The organism is Candidatus Poriferisodalis sp. (genome assembly GCF_965262965.1).
Classification (GTDB): domain Bacteria; phylum Actinomycetota; class Acidimicrobiia; order Acidimicrobiales; family Poriferisodalaceae; genus Poriferisodalis.
The window spans coordinates 3730763-3745443 of sequence record NZ_OZ253573.1 but is presented as its reverse complement, the minus strand read 5'-3'; the positions used below and the strand labels follow the sequence as shown (position 1 = coordinate 3745443).

Annotated in this window: 15 protein-coding genes; 1 reads left to right on the top strand and 14 read right to left on the bottom strand. The window is 67.3% G+C overall.

Translation table 11 applies throughout. The annotated features are described in order from the left end of the window. Positions 1–2: 2 nt before the first annotated feature. From rpsP to ACQY5K_RS17875, 13 genes are all read right to left on the bottom strand, one after another. Complete coding sequence (gene rpsP, locus ACQY5K_RS17935) at positions 3–374, bottom strand: 30S ribosomal protein S16 (RefSeq protein WP_419920674.1); 372 nt, start codon at positions 372–374, stop codon at positions 3–5. Between the two features lie 174 nt (positions 375–548). Beyond that, entirely contained in the window at positions 549–2054 is a 1506-nt protein-coding gene (gene ffh / locus ACQY5K_RS17930) for a signal recognition particle protein (protein ID WP_428118182.1), read from the bottom strand. A gap of 43 nt (positions 2055–2097) precedes the next feature. After that, positions 2098–3246, bottom strand: coding sequence for a signal recognition particle-docking protein FtsY (gene ftsY / locus ACQY5K_RS17925; protein WP_428122755.1), 1149 nt, complete (start codon positions 3244–3246; stop codon positions 2098–2100). Positions 3247–3319: 73 nt separating this feature from the next. Next, positions 3320–6430 carry a chromosome segregation SMC family protein gene (locus ACQY5K_RS17920; protein WP_428118179.1) on the bottom strand — a complete coding sequence of 1037 codons (3111 nt, stop codon included), beginning with the start codon at positions 6428–6430 and terminating at the stop codon, positions 3320–3322. Between the two features lie 131 nt (positions 6431–6561). Further along, positions 6562–7392 carry an Fpg/Nei family DNA glycosylase gene (locus tag ACQY5K_RS17915; RefSeq protein WP_428118177.1) on the bottom strand — a complete coding sequence of 277 codons (831 nt, stop codon included), beginning with the start codon at positions 7390–7392 and terminating at the stop codon, positions 6562–6564. Continuing rightward, positions 7385–8119, bottom strand: a complete 735-nt coding sequence (gene rnc / locus ACQY5K_RS17910) for a ribonuclease III (protein WP_428118174.1) — start codon at positions 8117–8119, stop codon at positions 7385–7387. The genes ACQY5K_RS17915 and rnc overlap by 8 nt, the downstream gene beginning before the upstream one ends. Before the next feature lies 1 nt (position 8120). Further along, the gene (locus ACQY5K_RS17905) at positions 8121–8411 is read right to left on the bottom strand and encodes an acyl carrier protein (RefSeq protein ID WP_419920679.1); all 291 of its coding nucleotides are present in this window, start codon (positions 8409–8411) and stop codon (positions 8121–8123) included. Between the two features lie 134 nt (positions 8412–8545). After that, positions 8546–9538, bottom strand: coding sequence for a phosphate acyltransferase PlsX (gene plsX, locus ACQY5K_RS17900; RefSeq protein ID WP_419920680.1), 993 nt, complete (start codon positions 9536–9538; stop codon positions 8546–8548). Positions 9539–9555: 17 nt separating this feature from the next. Continuing rightward, entirely contained in the window at positions 9556–9735 is a 180-nt protein-coding gene (gene rpmF / locus ACQY5K_RS17895; RefSeq protein ID WP_428118170.1) for a 50S ribosomal protein L32, read from the bottom strand. Positions 9736–9864: 129 nt separating this feature from the next. Continuing rightward, the gene (locus tag ACQY5K_RS17890; protein ID WP_428118169.1) at positions 9865–10410 is read right to left on the bottom strand and encodes a YceD family protein; all 546 of its coding nucleotides are present in this window, start codon (positions 10408–10410) and stop codon (positions 9865–9867) included. Continuing rightward, positions 10407–11135 (bottom strand): hypothetical protein, encoded by a 729-nt coding sequence (locus tag ACQY5K_RS17885; protein WP_428118167.1) that lies wholly within the window; start codon positions 11133–11135, stop codon positions 10407–10409. The genes ACQY5K_RS17890 and ACQY5K_RS17885 overlap by 4 nt, the downstream gene beginning before the upstream one ends. After that, positions 11132–11617 carry a pantetheine-phosphate adenylyltransferase gene (coaD, locus tag ACQY5K_RS17880; protein WP_428122753.1) on the bottom strand — a complete coding sequence of 162 codons (486 nt, stop codon included), beginning with the start codon at positions 11615–11617 and terminating at the stop codon, positions 11132–11134. The genes ACQY5K_RS17885 and coaD overlap by 4 nt, the downstream gene beginning before the upstream one ends. 114 nt (positions 11618–11731) lie before the next feature. Then, a complete protein-coding gene (locus ACQY5K_RS17875) occupies positions 11732–11941 on the bottom strand; it encodes a hypothetical protein (RefSeq protein WP_428118164.1) in 210 nt (69 codons plus the stop codon). A gap of 34 nt (positions 11942–11975) precedes the next feature. Here ACQY5K_RS17875 and ACQY5K_RS17870 point away from each other — a divergent pair, with 34 nt between their 5' ends. Then, positions 11976–12533, top strand: coding sequence for an RsmD family RNA methyltransferase (locus ACQY5K_RS17870; RefSeq protein ID WP_428118161.1), 558 nt, complete (start codon positions 11976–11978; stop codon positions 12531–12533). Here ACQY5K_RS17870 and recG read toward each other — a convergent pair. Then, complete coding sequence (gene recG / locus ACQY5K_RS17865; protein ID WP_428118158.1) at positions 12530–14665, bottom strand: ATP-dependent DNA helicase RecG; 2136 nt, start codon at positions 14663–14665, stop codon at positions 12530–12532. The genes ACQY5K_RS17870 and recG overlap by 4 nt on opposite strands. Between the last annotated feature and the right edge of the window lie 16 nt (positions 14666–14681).

Here is a 14681-nt window from a genome sequence, read left to right as displayed (position 1 = left end):
CGTCACTGGGAGTCCTCTTCGTCGGCGGGGGCTTCGTCGAGCACCAAATCCGGCTCGGGCGGTGGCTCAGGTGCTTCTGGCGGCGCTTCGGCCGCAGCAGCAGTCTCCGGCACGCCTTGCGCCCGGAACTCGTCCCATGCGCCCGTGATGGTCAAGAGCTTGGACACCGTCTCGGACGGCTGGGCACCGTGGCGAAGCCAGTGCACGGCCCGATCATTGACGATCGAGACAGCGGACGGCTCTTGACGCGGGTCGTAGGTACCGATGATCTCCAGCACGCGGCCGTCGCGGGGCTTGCGGCTGTCCACCGCGACGACGCGATAGCTCGGCTGCTTCTTCTTGCCCATGCGCTTGAGGCGCAGACGTACAGCCATGGTGCTCCCAGGTGTCCGGTTTGATGCGAATGAAGTCTGATTCGCGTCGGGGGTGATTCGAGTACAGAGCGACGGCTGGCGGTTTCGGGGGCGAAGAATGATCTGCCCGCAGCCCGGGCACCGCGCCGACACGAAAGCCTAACGGGACGCTTGGCTGGCGCCCCGCGGCGCCGCTCAGCGGCCGGGCAGTTTCAGGTCCAGCGATTCCCAGTCGATCTCTCCGCCCGGGAACTTCGTGTCGATCTTGCCCAGCGACGGCGAGCCTTTCGGCGAGACACGGCCGCCGCCGGTACGAGAACTTCCACTCAGACCGCCCCCCGAACGACCGGACTTGCCCTTTGCGGCCTTGCGCGGCTTGTTCTTGGCGGCTTTTCGAGCGGAGCCCCGGCGCTTTGAACCCAGGCCCATCATCGCACCCATCATCTTGCGCATCTGGGTGAACTGCTTCAACAGGTTGCTGACCTGCGACGACGATGTCCCGCTTCCGGCTGCGATACGAGAACGGCGCGAGGCATCGACGATCTCCGGAGACGCCCGCTCGCCGGGTGTCATTGACAGCACGATGGCCTCTGCAGTGGAGATCTTGTCGTCGTCGATTTCAGCATCACGCAGCTGGGAGCCGATGCCCGGCATCATTCCCACGATGCTTTGGAGGTTGCCCATCTTTCGGAGCTGCCTCAGCTGGTCGACAAAGTCGTCGAGGGTGAAGGTCCCGTCGGCCAGTCGCTGCGCGGCCGCCTCGGCTTCGGCTTGCTCGTAGACCTGCTCGGCTTTCTCGATGAGCGTGAGGACATCGCCCATGCCAAGAATCCGGCTCGCCATGCGGTCTGGGTGGAATTGCTCGAAGTCGTCGACTTTCTCTCCGACCGAGGCGAACGCGACGGGCCGACCGACCACCTCGGCGACCGACAGCGCCGCGCCGCCACGGGCGTCGCCGTCGAGCTTGGTGAGGATGATTCCGTCGACTTCCAAGGTGGCATGGAAGGCCTCAGCGGTCGCCACGGCGTCCTGGCCGACCATCGAGTCGACCACCAGGAAGGTGTAGTCCGGCTCGACGGCGTCGGAGATGCGCGCGACCTCGGTCATCAGCTCGGCATCTACTGCCAGGCGGCCGGCGGTGTCCACTATCAGTACGTCACGACCGGTGCGGCGTGCATGGGCGAGGCCACCAGCAGCACATGCGACCGGATCGCCGGGCTCGCTCCACACCTCCACGTCGATCCCGCCAGCCAGCGTCCGCAGTTGCTCGACCGCAGCGGGACGCTGGAGGTCGGCGCCGACGAGCAGAGGGTTGCGACCCTGGGACTTGCACCACTGCGCGAGCTTTGCCGAGGCCGTCGTCTTGCCCGAGCCCTGCAGCCCTGCAAGCAACAGGACAGTCGGCGGCTTGGAGGCGAACTGGACCCGCAACGGAGTCCCACCCAGAATCGCCACAAGCTCGTCATTGACGATCTTGACGACTTCCTGGCCCGGCGTCAGGCTTTCCGTGACTTCGCTGCCGATGCAGCGTTCGGTGACTCGCTCAATGAAGCGGCGCACCACGCGCACGTTGACGTCGGCTTCGAGCAACGCCAGCCGGATCTCGGCCATTGCCTCGTCGACATCGCCCGGGCGCACGCGGCCACGGCCACGCATGCGCGACAGCGTCCCTGAGAGGCGGTCTGTCAGCGCGTCGAACATGGCAGGAGAAATCCTGTCAAATCAGTCGAGGCACTGGAGTCGCTCATGTCGGCGACGTGAGCAGCGCGTCGACGTAGTCATCGGGGTCGAAGTCGACCAGATCGGCCGCGCCCTCACCCAGGCCGACGAGCTTGACGGGCAGGCCGAGTTCGGCCTCGATGGCGAACACGATGCCGCCTTTCGCCGAGCCGTCCAGCTTGGTGAGCACGACGCCGGTGACATCGGTGGATTCCGCGAATGCTCGCGCTTGACTCAGCCCGTTCTGGCCGGTCGTGGCGTCGATGACGAGCAGTGTCTCGGCGACAGCGCCAGGGTCGCGGTCGGCGACGCGGCGGACCTTGGTGAGTTCGTCCATGAGGTTCTTGCGGTTCGCCAGCCTGCCGGCGGTGTCGGCGAGCACGATGTCGGCGCCGCGCGCTGCGGCCGCAGCGACTGCGTCGTGCACGACCGAGCTTGGATCAGCTCCGGGGCTGCCCGAGATCAGCTCGGCACCACAGCGGGTGGCCCAGGCACCCAGCTGCTCGGTCGCTGCGGCTCGAAAGGTGTCGCCCGCAGCCATAACCACCTGGCGCTGCTGTGCAGCGAGCCTGTGGCCGACCTTGCCGATCGTGGTGGTCTTGCCGACGCCGTTCACACCGACAAAGAGCCAGACCGGCGTAGCGTCAGGCCGGTCGGGTGCGGTGGCTTGCAATGATCGCTCTGCGCCCAGTGCGGCCCGCATCTGAGCGCCGAGCGATTCGACGAGCGCGTCGCCGTCGGTGATGCCGTGCTCGACAGATGTGGCCCGCAAACGGTCCAGCGTCGCCATGGTGGTTGCGACGCCGACATCTGCACCGAGCAGAGCCTCTTCCATCCGCTCCCAAGCGTCGTCGTCGGCCTTTCGTCCTCGGATCGCCGACAGCCGTTCACGCAACGAATGGCGTGAAGCAGCCAGGCCAGTCGAGTAGGTGGCTGGCTCGGGTTCGATCGACGGCGCACCTGCTGGCGCGAGGTCGGCGGGTGCGGGTGCGGGTGCAGGTGCAGGTGCAGATGCGGCTCTGGGACGCCCGTACGCAGGCCTGGTCGCGATGTCGCCGCGAGCGCGGGCCAGCCTGACACCGCCACGCCGCTGCACGGACCGGTGAACGAAGGGCACGGCGGCCAGAAGCACCATCACGGCAAGGAAGATGAAGATGATGACAAGCAGGTCCATCGTGCTCACTGGCGGGCAGGCTACCGACGCTCTGTCGCCGGCTCGCCGCTCGGGCAGAGGATCTGGGGGCCCGTCAGTCGCCGATCAGCGCCGCCGCTCGCTCCGGTCGTTCCGACACGACGACGCTGGAGCCACCCGGCGGCATCGAAACGCCGTACAGCACGTCGGCAGCTTCCATCGTGCGTCGTTGATGACTCACGACAATGAGCTGGGCCTCGCGGCGGAACTCCGCGACGAGATCCAGGAATCGTTGCAGATTCACGTCGTCGAGTGCTGCTTCGACCTCGTCGAGCACGTAGAACGGCGAGGGCCGGCTCCGGAAAACTGCGAACAAGTACGCCAGTGCCACCAACGAGCGTTCGCCACCTGACAGCAGCGAAAGCCGTCCGACGCGCTTGCCCGCAGGCCGAACATCGAGCTCCACGCCGGTCGTGAGGGGCTCTTGCGGCTCAGTGAGGGTGAGCGTGCCGGTGCCGCCCGGGAACAGCGTCCCGAACAACACGGCGAAGTTCTGCGCCACGTCGGCGAACGCGCCCTGGAACGTCGCCACGATCTCGGCGTCAATGGCTCGGATCACTTTGTGCAGCTCGCGGCGGCCGTTGCGCACGTCGGCAAGCTGTCCGGCGACGAACTCGTAGCGCTCCGAGGCTGATTCGAACTCGGACAGAGCGAGAGGGTTGACTGGTCCGAGCCGGCTCAACTCAGACCGGAGCGCCCGTAGGTGCGCTGCGGCAGTGACGCCGTCGGGCAGCACTGGCAGGGGCGCCCCGAGCGCAGCCTCAGCGTCGGCTCCGAGGTCGGTGCGCAGCATCTCGATGATCGCCTCGCCCTTCGTGCGTCGTTCGGCGTCGGAGACGTCCAGCACGGCAAGCTCCGAACGCAGCGCCTCGCGACGCTCGATTGCGGCGTCGCGCTCTCGGCGGTGCGCGTCAAGCCGATCGGCGAGGCGGCCGATCAGTTCGACACGCGCGGACTGACGCGCCCGCAGTCGCTTGGCCTCTGCGTCGAGACGTTGACGACGCTCGGTGAGCAGCAGCGACAGCCGATCCAACGCGGCGAGCATGGCTTCCGAACGCGCCAACCGCGCCGCGACGACCGATCGAGAGGCGTCGTGCCCAGCCAGTCGATGCTCGATCACGGCGCGACGCTGCTCGAGGGTGCTGCGGCGCTTCCGACGTGCCACAGCACGGGCGTCGCGTGCTTGTGCGTGTGCGACGCGGCGGGCTTGCGCCGTTGCGGCTCGGCGCCGCGCCGTCTCGGCATCTCGCAGACGCTGTGTGTGCTCGCCAGCTGCGATCTCGTGTGCCTCCTTGGCCTCGTTCCAGGCATGCTCGGCATCGTCACTGGTGCGGGTCAGATCGACGATGCGAGCGCGAGCTTCTTCGAGCGCTGCGGCGGCGGCGGCCGGGCCGGCGGTGCCGATACGCCAGCGTCGGGGCCCGAAGCGATCGCCGCGGTCAGTCACGAACACGGTGTCGCGCTCGGCCAGCGCCCGGTCGAACGCAACGGCCCAGTCGCCGACGACACAGACCGCCGAGCCGATGGCCGAATCCAGAAGTGCGTTCACACCATCGACGACCCACGCAGGCCCCACACAGGAGGCTCGCACGTGGGCACGCACTGGTTCGCCGTCGCCCGGGCCCCGAGCGGCATCGCCCCGAAGCCGCGGGGCGCCAGTGGATGCGGGATCCGCGAGTGCGACCACAGCGCCGGATGTCTCGCTGGCTGCCAGACGTGACAGCGCCGCCGCGGCCGCCGCATCATCGCGTACGACCACGGTCCCCAACGCGGCGTCCGAGGCGGCTTCGGTCGCCGATTCCCATCCCTCGTCGATGTCAATGAGATCGACGAGCACGCCCAGCATCCCGTCGATCGTCTCCAATTCGGTGATACCGGAGTTCTCGCGGGCCGCTCGCAGTGCTGTTGACAGGGCTTCGGACCGGCCGATCCAGCGCTGCAATTCCCCCAAAGCCTTCCGCCGCTCGGTGTCGGCGTCTGCCAGCGTCTCTGCCGCCACCGCCAGCTCAGCGGCCGCCGCAGCGAGAGCAGCATCGGCTTGGCCGATGCCACCAGACACAGCGGCTTGGCCGGTCTCATCAGTCAGGTCGTCCGACCGCGGCGTGGTCGATTCAGATTCGCCTTCGGGGACATCGGCCGAGGCGAGTTCGGCGAGCTCGGCGGTGATGCGCTCGTGCTCGTCGGTGAGCGTGGCGACGACGTCAGATGCGAGGAGCGCGCCAGTATCTCGCTCCACGAAGCGCATCCGCTCGTACACCTGCCCGATGAGGCCACGGGCACGTTCGGACATTGACGCGACACGCGACAGCCGATCGGAAGGTTCGGCGTTCGCACTCGCCATTTGAGCCTGCGAGGCGTCGATCGCGGCCTCGAGGGCGGCGATCGATTCGGAAACTGCGATGGCCAGCGCGCCAAGTTCGCCCCGGCGAGCCTCGGACGCGCCCAGCGCTGCACGGTGACCGGTCAGCTCCCGTCCGGCAATGTGCAGTCGCAGGTCTGCGATCTCGGAGCTCAGCTCGCGGTGCCGTCGGGCGGCCTGCGCCTGCTTCTCCAAGGGCCGCAGCTGACGCCGCAGCTCGCGTTGGAGATCGACGAGACGCGTCACGTTGGCCTCGGTGCCTTCGAGTCGTCGTTCGGCGCGCTCTTTGCGTCGGCGGAACTTCAGCACGCCTGCGGCTTCCTCGATGAGCGCGCGTCGTTCTTCGGGCCGGGCGGCAAGCACGTGTTCGATCTGTCCCTGCGCCACGAGGATGTGCTGCTGCCGACCGACTCCGGCGTCGTTGAGCAGTTCTTGGAGATCCAGCAGCCGCCACGGCGTCCCGTTGACGGCGTACTCGGATTCGCCCGAGCGGAACAGCGTGCGGGTGATGGCCACCTCGGCTGTTTGCGTCGGCAGCGTCTGCGACTCATTGTCGATCACGAGCGTGACCTGCGCCCTCCCGAGCGCAACGCGCCGGTCGGTGCCCGCGAAGACCACGTCGTCCATCTTCTGGCCACGCAGCGTGCGCGGACCCTGCGCGCCCAGCACCCAGGCGATGGCGTCGACCACGTTCGACTTGCCGCTGCCGTTGGGGCCGACCACCACAGTGACTCCAGGCTCGAATTCGAGCGTGGTGGTGTCTGCGAACGACTTGAAGCCGGACAGGGTCAGTGAGCGGAGGAACACGAGAGCGTCAGCAGGTCAATCAATACAGGGCGGGAGCGAGTCAATTGATACAGCAGCGGGAGCGAGTCAATCAATACAGGGCGGGAGCGAGTCAATTGATACAGCAGCAGGAACGCCGAACGCTTGATCGATTACACCTGATAGTCGCAGTAGTGATGCGTCACGCCTCGAATGACCGTCGTGAGTACATCGCCTCGCCCGTTGCGACAGCGTTCTCCACCGCGCCCGTACACCTCGAGGTACGAATCGAATCCGCCGGCCTTGCCGAAGACATCGAGATAACCGTCAAATGAGGCTCCCCGATACTTGATCGAGTTGTGGATCGTCTCGACAATGGCGCGGTACAGCCGGCGAATCTCCTGGGTGTTCAGCTCTCGTGCCATGCGCTGGTGCCCGAGCCGAGCTGCGTGCAGCACCTCGTCGGCGTACATCGGGCCGAATCCGACGACAAACGACATGTCCAGCAACAGGTCGCGAATGCAGTCGGCGCGCCCCTTGAGCCTGAGGGCGAATTCAGTCCACGGCATCGGCATGTCCACCGGGTCGAACCCCAAGTCGGCCTGTTCGGGATACAGCTTCAGGTAGCGGGACTTCGCGATCACGCGCATCGTCACCTCCGAACCCGAGTCGAGGACCCGCAGTTGGCCTCCGGTGGTGAAGCCAAGTACGACCTTGGTGTGCTGGATCGCCGGCGTGCGGGCGGTGACCCGGCGGAACGAGCCCGTTGCGCCCAGGTGAACCACCATCACCGCGTCATCGCCCAGGTCGAACAGCAGGAGCGCGCCGTCGCGCGTCACCGACTCGACCTTCTTGCCCACCAACAGGTCAGCGAACTGCTGCTTCGATCGCATCGCCGGCAGCGTCTTTTTCGTGCCGGGGACGTCGACCATCTTGATGCGACGCCCGGTGATCTCCTTGTCGAGGTCGCGTCTGGCGATCTCGATCTCTGGCAGCTCAGCCATGTGCGGGCTCCTCGGGAATGGATTGTTGCTGGGTTGACGTCTCGGTCATGCGGGCATACGCAGCCTCGGCGGCCCGTCGCTGCGCAAGGCGCTTGGAGGAGCCCTCGCCGCGGCCCCAGATCTCCGAACCTACGAGAGCCTCGGCGACGAAGCTCGGTCGGTGCGCGGGACCTGAGCTGGACACTCGGTAGGAAGGCTCGACGGTGAATTGGCGTGCGACGAGTTCCTGCAGCCGCGTCTTGGCCTCACCGGCGCCGGGTTGCGTGGCCTCGAGGGCGATCAGCGGGCCGAGCAATCGGTCGACGACACCGCGCGCGGCATCGAGTCCAGCGTCGAGATACGCCGCGCCCAGAACTGCTTCGAAAGCGCCGGCCAAGATTGAGTCCTTGTCGGCTCCGCCGGTGCCGGCCTCGCCGCGCCCGAGCAGAAGCGCTGCTCCAAGCCCGCACTCGCGGGCCGCTTCGGCCAAGCTCTCGGCGTTGACGACCGCAGCACGCACAGCGCTCAGCTCGCCGGGGCACAGGCGTGGCCAGTTCCGCATCGCGTGATCGCAGACACACAGACCGAGCACCGCGTCGCCGAGGAACTCCAGGCGTTCATTGGGAATGCTGCCGTGCTCGTGGCACCAGCTGCGATGTGAGAGGGCTTCGGTCAGCAGCTCGGGACAGGCAAAGCGATGTCCCACGCGTTCGGAAAGGCTCTCGCGTTCGGCGACAGCGTTGTCCACGTCAGCCGACGCGTGCCATCACGTAGTCGATGGCATCGCGCACGGTCTTGAGATCTTCGAGATCCTCATCCTCGATGCGGAAGCCGACCGTCCGATCCGAAAGCTCCTCCTCAAGGCCTTCAACCAGTTCGATCAGTGCCAGAGAATCCGCGCCGAGATCGTCCACGAACGACGCTGACTCGGCGACTTGGGAGGGCTCGAGCTCGAGAATGTCGGCGAGCTGGTTTCGGATGAGGTCGAATACCTCATCGCGCTCGGGCGGATTCTGGCGTACATGGGTTTCGGCGGGCACGGCTTCTCCTGCCGAGTTCGACAATCCGACGCCACCGCGGCGTCGATCGGAGTCAGCCTAGCGGTGCCCATCCGGAGAGGCTTCGGAAAAGGCTGCGCTCACGGGTCCGCGTCTCCCGCTCTCGTTCGCTGCGCTCACGGGCCGCTTGGGCCCTGGGGCGCCGGGTGACTCACGGCGGACAATTCACCCACCAGATCGGCTTCGACCATGCGATGCGCGACACGGATGGCGCTGGTGATGGCCCGGGGGCTGGAAGAGCCGTGCGCGATGATGCATACCCCTCGAACGCCAAGCAACATGGCCCCTCCGACGCTGTCGGGACTGAGTTCGTCGGCCAGCGGGGCCAGCATGCGCAAGGCTTCGGAACCGGCGGGACCGCCGCCCGCGAGGCGGTCCAGAATCAGCCGTACGAAGAACGACGCCGTGCCTTCGAGCGACTTGAGAACGACATTGCCGGTGAAGCCGTCCGTCACAATCACGTCGACGGGGCCGTCGAGGAGGTCACGGCCCTCGACGTTGCCGAAGAAGTTGATCTCGGTGTCGGCCTCAAGCAGCTTGTGGGTCTGCTTGACCAGCGCGCTGCCCTTCTCGGGCTCTTCGCCGATCGACAACAGCCCGATGCTGGGCCGCTCGACGCCGAAGCGCGTGCGCGCGTAGACCGAACCCATCCGAGCGAACTGGTGCAGCCACGCAGCGTTGCAGTCGGCCATCGCTCCCGAATCAAGCAGCACCCGTGGGGTGGTCCCGGGCAGGGGAAGTGCTGCGGCGAGTGCCGGTCGCGAGACGCCCGGCAGACGGCGAAGCCGGAGCAGCGCCGTCGCGGCCATCGCACCGGTGTTGCCGGCACTCACCACAGCGGATGCCTGGCCGTCTCGCACAGCGTTGACCGCACGGGAAATCGACGAGTCCTTCTTGGTCCGAACCGCACGACCCGGCTCCTCGGACATGTCGATGACCTCGGTGGCTTCGATGATGTCGAAGGAAGCTCCGCCTGCAGCTGCGATCTCGTCGGGGCGCCCCACGAGCACCACCTCGAGTCCTTCGCTCATGGCGTCGAGCGCGCCCAGAACGACGGCCGTGGGCGCATCGTCTCCGCCCATGGCATCGACGGCGATGGGCTTGCCCACGAGTGCTGCTTCGGATCTCAGGCGATGTCGAGCGCCTGGCGGCCGGCGTACCAGCCGCATTGGCCGCAGACGCGATGCGGCAGCTTGGCCGAGTTGCAGCGTGGGCACACGCTGCGAGGGGCTTCACAGAGGCGCCAAGCCGCGGCGCGCCGCGAGCGCGTCTTGCTCTTCGACGTCTTCTTCTTGGGGACTGCCACAGCTGGACTCCTCGAGCGATGACGGCGACTCCGTCACCCGAGCGGCAAGAACAGGAGCCGCCGCGGGGCCGCGAGCGGGACAGCCTACCGAGAGTGTTCTGGCGTGCCGACGCCTCCGGGACGCTGGAATCAGCGCCGGTCGCGCAAGATGTCCAGTGCTGCCCAGCGAGGATCAGCAGCTTCTGTCGAGCCGTGGGGGGACTCGTCGGGTGATTGCACCAGCTCGTCGGGCAGGTTGGGGCATGGCTCAGCATGTGGGCACGGCACCACTTCGATCGGCAGCTCCAGCAGGACCGCCTCGCGAACCATCGGCACCAGATTCACTAGCTCGGGGTCCAGCAGGTACTGCTCGCCCTCCGACGGCGTCACAGTGAACACTTCGCGCACATGGGCTCTGGCCTCGCCGTCGAGCGTGATCCAGCAGCGTGCACAGGGGCCTCGCCAGGCCGCAGCGACCTCACCTGCGACCGACAGCCCGCCGCTGATTCGTTCGAGGGTCACATCGACACAGACATCGGTGCCCGGCGGCACCTCGACGTCGGCAATGCGCAGTGAATCCGCGTGGTAATCGGGCGTCAAGTCGGACGCTGGCACCACCGCCGACCATTCGAACTGCCCGTCGCCGACCAGGCGCACCGGAACGGACAGGGACCGCTGCGGGTCCCTGCGGGTCACGCCTGATCCTGGTCGAACACCTCGGGATGCGTGTGCTGGTCAGCGTCGTCGGTTGCGGAATGGGTGCGTATAGCAGCAGTGGAGGCGCCCGGCGCGGTCGCAGTGATGGGCGTGGCGACACGCTTGCCCAGCTTGCGCCGCGCTGCCTGCACGGCGATCTGGACCTGATCGACCGCGCTCGCGAACTGCGCCAGCTGGCGCTCGCAGTACTCGTCGACTTCATGGCGGCGGCGGCGCGTCTGGATCTGGGCGTCGTCGAGCAACTGACGCGCACGGCGTTCGGCGCTGCGCACCACCTCGGTGCGCTGCACCATCTGGGCGACTCGGCCGCGCGCCTCGTCGATGACGAGGTTGGCGTCGACGCGTGCCTGAGCCAGCACCTCATCACGCTCGCGAAGCAGCCAGCGGGCCTGACGCGTCTCGTCGGGCACCGCGGCGAGCGCGGATTCGAGCAGCGTCATGACCTCGTCGCGGTTGATCATCACTGACGTCGACAAGGGCATCGGCCGGGCCAAGTCGATGATGTCCATTGCCTCTCGGATGAACTCTTCGGCGGTGACCGAGGGCGGGCGAGGTGCCAGCGCCCTTGCTCCACCCCCCATCGGCGGGGCCACAACCTCGTGGGAATGTTCCTCGGTTTGCGCCACGTGCGCACCGAGCGGCGGGTACAGCTGCGGCTTGTGGGGCTGCGGAGGCGCTTGGAGATCAGAGTCCGACATGCTCATGCGTTGCGCTCCCCAGATGTGCGTGCGGCCAACCGTTGCGCCACCGGAGGCGGAACGAGGTGGGAACAATCGCCACCGAACTTCGTGATCTCGCGGATGAAGTTCGAAGCGATGAACAGATGTTTAGACCGAGGCGGCACGAAGACCGTCTCGATGCCGGTGACGGAGTGGTTCATGTGCGCCATCCGGAGTTCGGTCTCGAAGTCAGTCTGGCTGCGGAGCCCCTTCACGATGACGTCGGCACCGAGCCGCTGCGCCAGATCGACAACCAGTTCGCCGAATTCGACAACTGTGACATTGCCGAAGTGCGCGGTGGACTCCACGATCATTGCGACGCGTTCGCCGTCGGTGAACATTGGTGTCGACTTCGAAGGGTTGCGCATTGCCGCCACGACGACGCTGTTGAACAGCCGCGATGCAGCGCCAATGACATCGAGGTGTCCGTTGTGAACAGGATCGAACGAGCCTGGATACATCGCCATGACCACCGAGAAAGGCCCCTCCGGATCGAGCCGCGTCCAGTGCGGCGACCGTACCGCGCCGGCGCTGCAAATCGAGGGACCCCCACGAAGGCCGCTGGAGTGCGGCGACGGACGCTATTCGGTCGAGTCCGATTCCTCGAGGACGATGTCCCAGCGGTCACCGCAGTCGCTACAGCGGTAGGCGGCGACATCACCGGCGCAGAAGCCCCAATCCGGCTCGGGAAAGCTCAGGAGGCCGCAGCGTCCGCCGCAGTCCACGCAGATGATCTCGGCGGGCGCGTCCACGAAACCTGGGTTGGGTCGTTCGGCGGGTGCGTTGGACACAGGCCCAGTGTCGCACCGGGCCTACGGTGACGCCATGCGGGTCGTCGGCGGAGCACTGGGCGGGCGTCGACTCGCGGCAGCGGACGGGATCCGGCCGACGTCGGATCGCGCACGTGAGGCCATCTTCAACATGCTGGCGAGCCTGCAACTGCCCGAGGGCGCCACGGTGCTGGATCTGTTCGCCGGAACAGGCGCTCTCGGCATCGAGGCGCTGTCACGGGGTGCGACACATGCGACGTTCGTCGACTCGGGTCCGTCCGCGCACGAAGCCATCTCGACGAACCTCACCACGCTGGGCGTCGCCGAGCTCGCCACGGTCGTGCGCTCGGACGCGATTCGGTATCTGACGGGTGACAGCGGCGCTGGCGGCGCGCAGTTCGACCTCGTGTTCGCAGATCCGCCATACCTGTTTGATGGCTGGGCAGAGCTGCTCGGGTCAGCAGACAGCGATGTGGTCGTCTGCGAATCCGACCGTGAGATCACCGGGCCGCGTTGGCAGACGTACCGGGTCCGCCGGTACGGCACTCCCGTCGTCACTGTGTTGCTGCGCGGCACTGCGCTGCTGCGCGACGGCGTGCGACGAGACCGCTAGCTCCGCTGGAGGAAGTCGGGGTCTCGGCGGCTCGCAAACCAATCGATCTCGTCGGCGAGGCCAGGCAATGCAACCAGATCGCCTTCGGATTTGACGAGGTCCATGGCGACGTCCCGGGCCGCCTGGACCCATTCGAGGTCGCGGGCCAGCGACGCCAGCTTCAAGTCGCTGCGACCCGACTGTCGCTCGTCGAACAGCGTGCCCTCGCCTCGCAGCTCGAGATCTCTCTCGGCCAACGCGAAACCGTCGGTCGAGGCCTCGAGAGCAGCCAGCCGCGCCTCGGCGATCGGCGTGGGGTCCTCGTCGCTCACCAGGAAGCAGTCGGAGGCGTGGCTGCTGCGTCCGACGCGGCCTCGCAGCTGGTGCAACTGTGCAATGCCGAAGCGGTCCGCTGACAGCACCACCATCACAGTCGCGTTGGGCACATCAATGCCGACCTCGATGACCGTGGTCGCCACCAGCGCGTCGAGGGCTCCCGCTCGGAAGCGCGTCATCGTGTCTTCCTTGTCGGCCGAGGCCAGCCGCCCATGCAGCAAGCCGACGCGCAGGCCCGCCAGGGCTCCTGCGGCCAGCTCGTCGTGCATCTGCTCGGCGGAACGAGCGTCGAGGCTCTCGCTCTCGGCGATGAGCGGGCACACCACGTAGGCCTGGTGGCCGGATTCGATCTCGGCACGAACTTCGGTCCACATCGCCTCGGCGGCCAGCGGGCCGCGTACCCACTCGGTCGCAATCGGCGTCCGCCCAGGTGGCAGTTCATCGAGCACAGAAACGTCGAGGTCGCCGTACACGGTCATGGCGGCGGTGCGCGGTATCGGCGTCGCGGTCATGACCAGCAGGTGCGGCATCCGTCCGTCGGAGCGTCCGTGTTCGCGCAGCCGGGCGCGCTGGGCGACTCCGAACCGATGCTGCTCGTCGATAACGACCACGCTGAGCGAGTTGAACTCCACCGACTCCTCCAGCAGGGCGTGGGTGCCCACGACGATGTCTGCTGCGCCGGTCGCGATCTCCACCAGCATCTCGCGGCGCTCCGTGGCCGAGTGGCCACCCCGGAGCAGTCGCAGGGTCAGCGGCCTGGTACCGCCCAGCCGCGACGGGTCGGGCACCGCAAGCCCGGAAAGCAGATCCCGCACTGCCAGGTAGTGCTGTTCGGCGAGCACCTCGGTGGGCGCCATGAGCGCTCCTTGGTGACCGTTCTGCACGGCGACCAGCAACCCGTGCAAAGCAACCAGCGTCTTGCCCGAGCCGACATCGCCCTGCAGCAGACGGTGCATCGGACGCCCCCTGCCGACATCGACGTCGATGTCGGTGATGGCTCGTTGCTGGGCATCAGTCAGGCCGAACGCCAAGCGCTCGCCGAATGCGGTGACCAACAGCCCCGACGGCTCGTGAGCAATGCCGAGCTCGTGGGCTTCGCGAGCAAGGCGCTGGCCTCGCAACACCAGCTGTACCCGCAGCAGCTCGTCGAACACGAGCCGGTTGCGGGCGGCGGCGCGCGCCGCCATCGACGGGGGTTCGTGGATGTCGTCGAGCGCCTGTGCTCGGGTGATGAGTCCCAGGCGCGTCCGGACGTCGCTCGGCAACGGGTCCGCTATGCCACGGGGGGCACAGCGACGCCGCGCTTCGGCCACCCAGCTCGCGATGTCCCAAGTGGCGATGCCTGCTGTTTCCGACTGGGGGTAGACGGGGACGATCTTGCCCGTGCGGTCGCCCAGCAGGTCGACGACAGGGTTGGTCATCTGCTTGCGACCTCGGTAGCTGTCGACCTTGCCGAACATCGCCACGGTTCGGCCTTCGGTCAGCTGACGCTCGCGCCACGCCTGGTTGAAGAACACAGCACTCATCGAGCCGCTTGCATCGCCGACCTCGGCGGTGACGAGCGGGCGGCCCCCGCGCATCCGACGGCTGGTCACCGACAAGACCTCGGCGACGACGGTGATCTCGGCACCGACGGCAGCGCCGCTGATCGGCGCCTGCGCCGTGCGGTCCACGTACCGGCGGGGATAGTAGGTGAGCAGGTCCAACACTGTCTCGACGTCGACGCCGGCAAGCGCTGCTCGTCGCTGCGCACCGACACCGTTGAGGCGCGATACGTCGATCGCGTCCAGCTCGCGCAGCGTCAGCGGCGAATTCAACGCGGCAGCCGCCGTG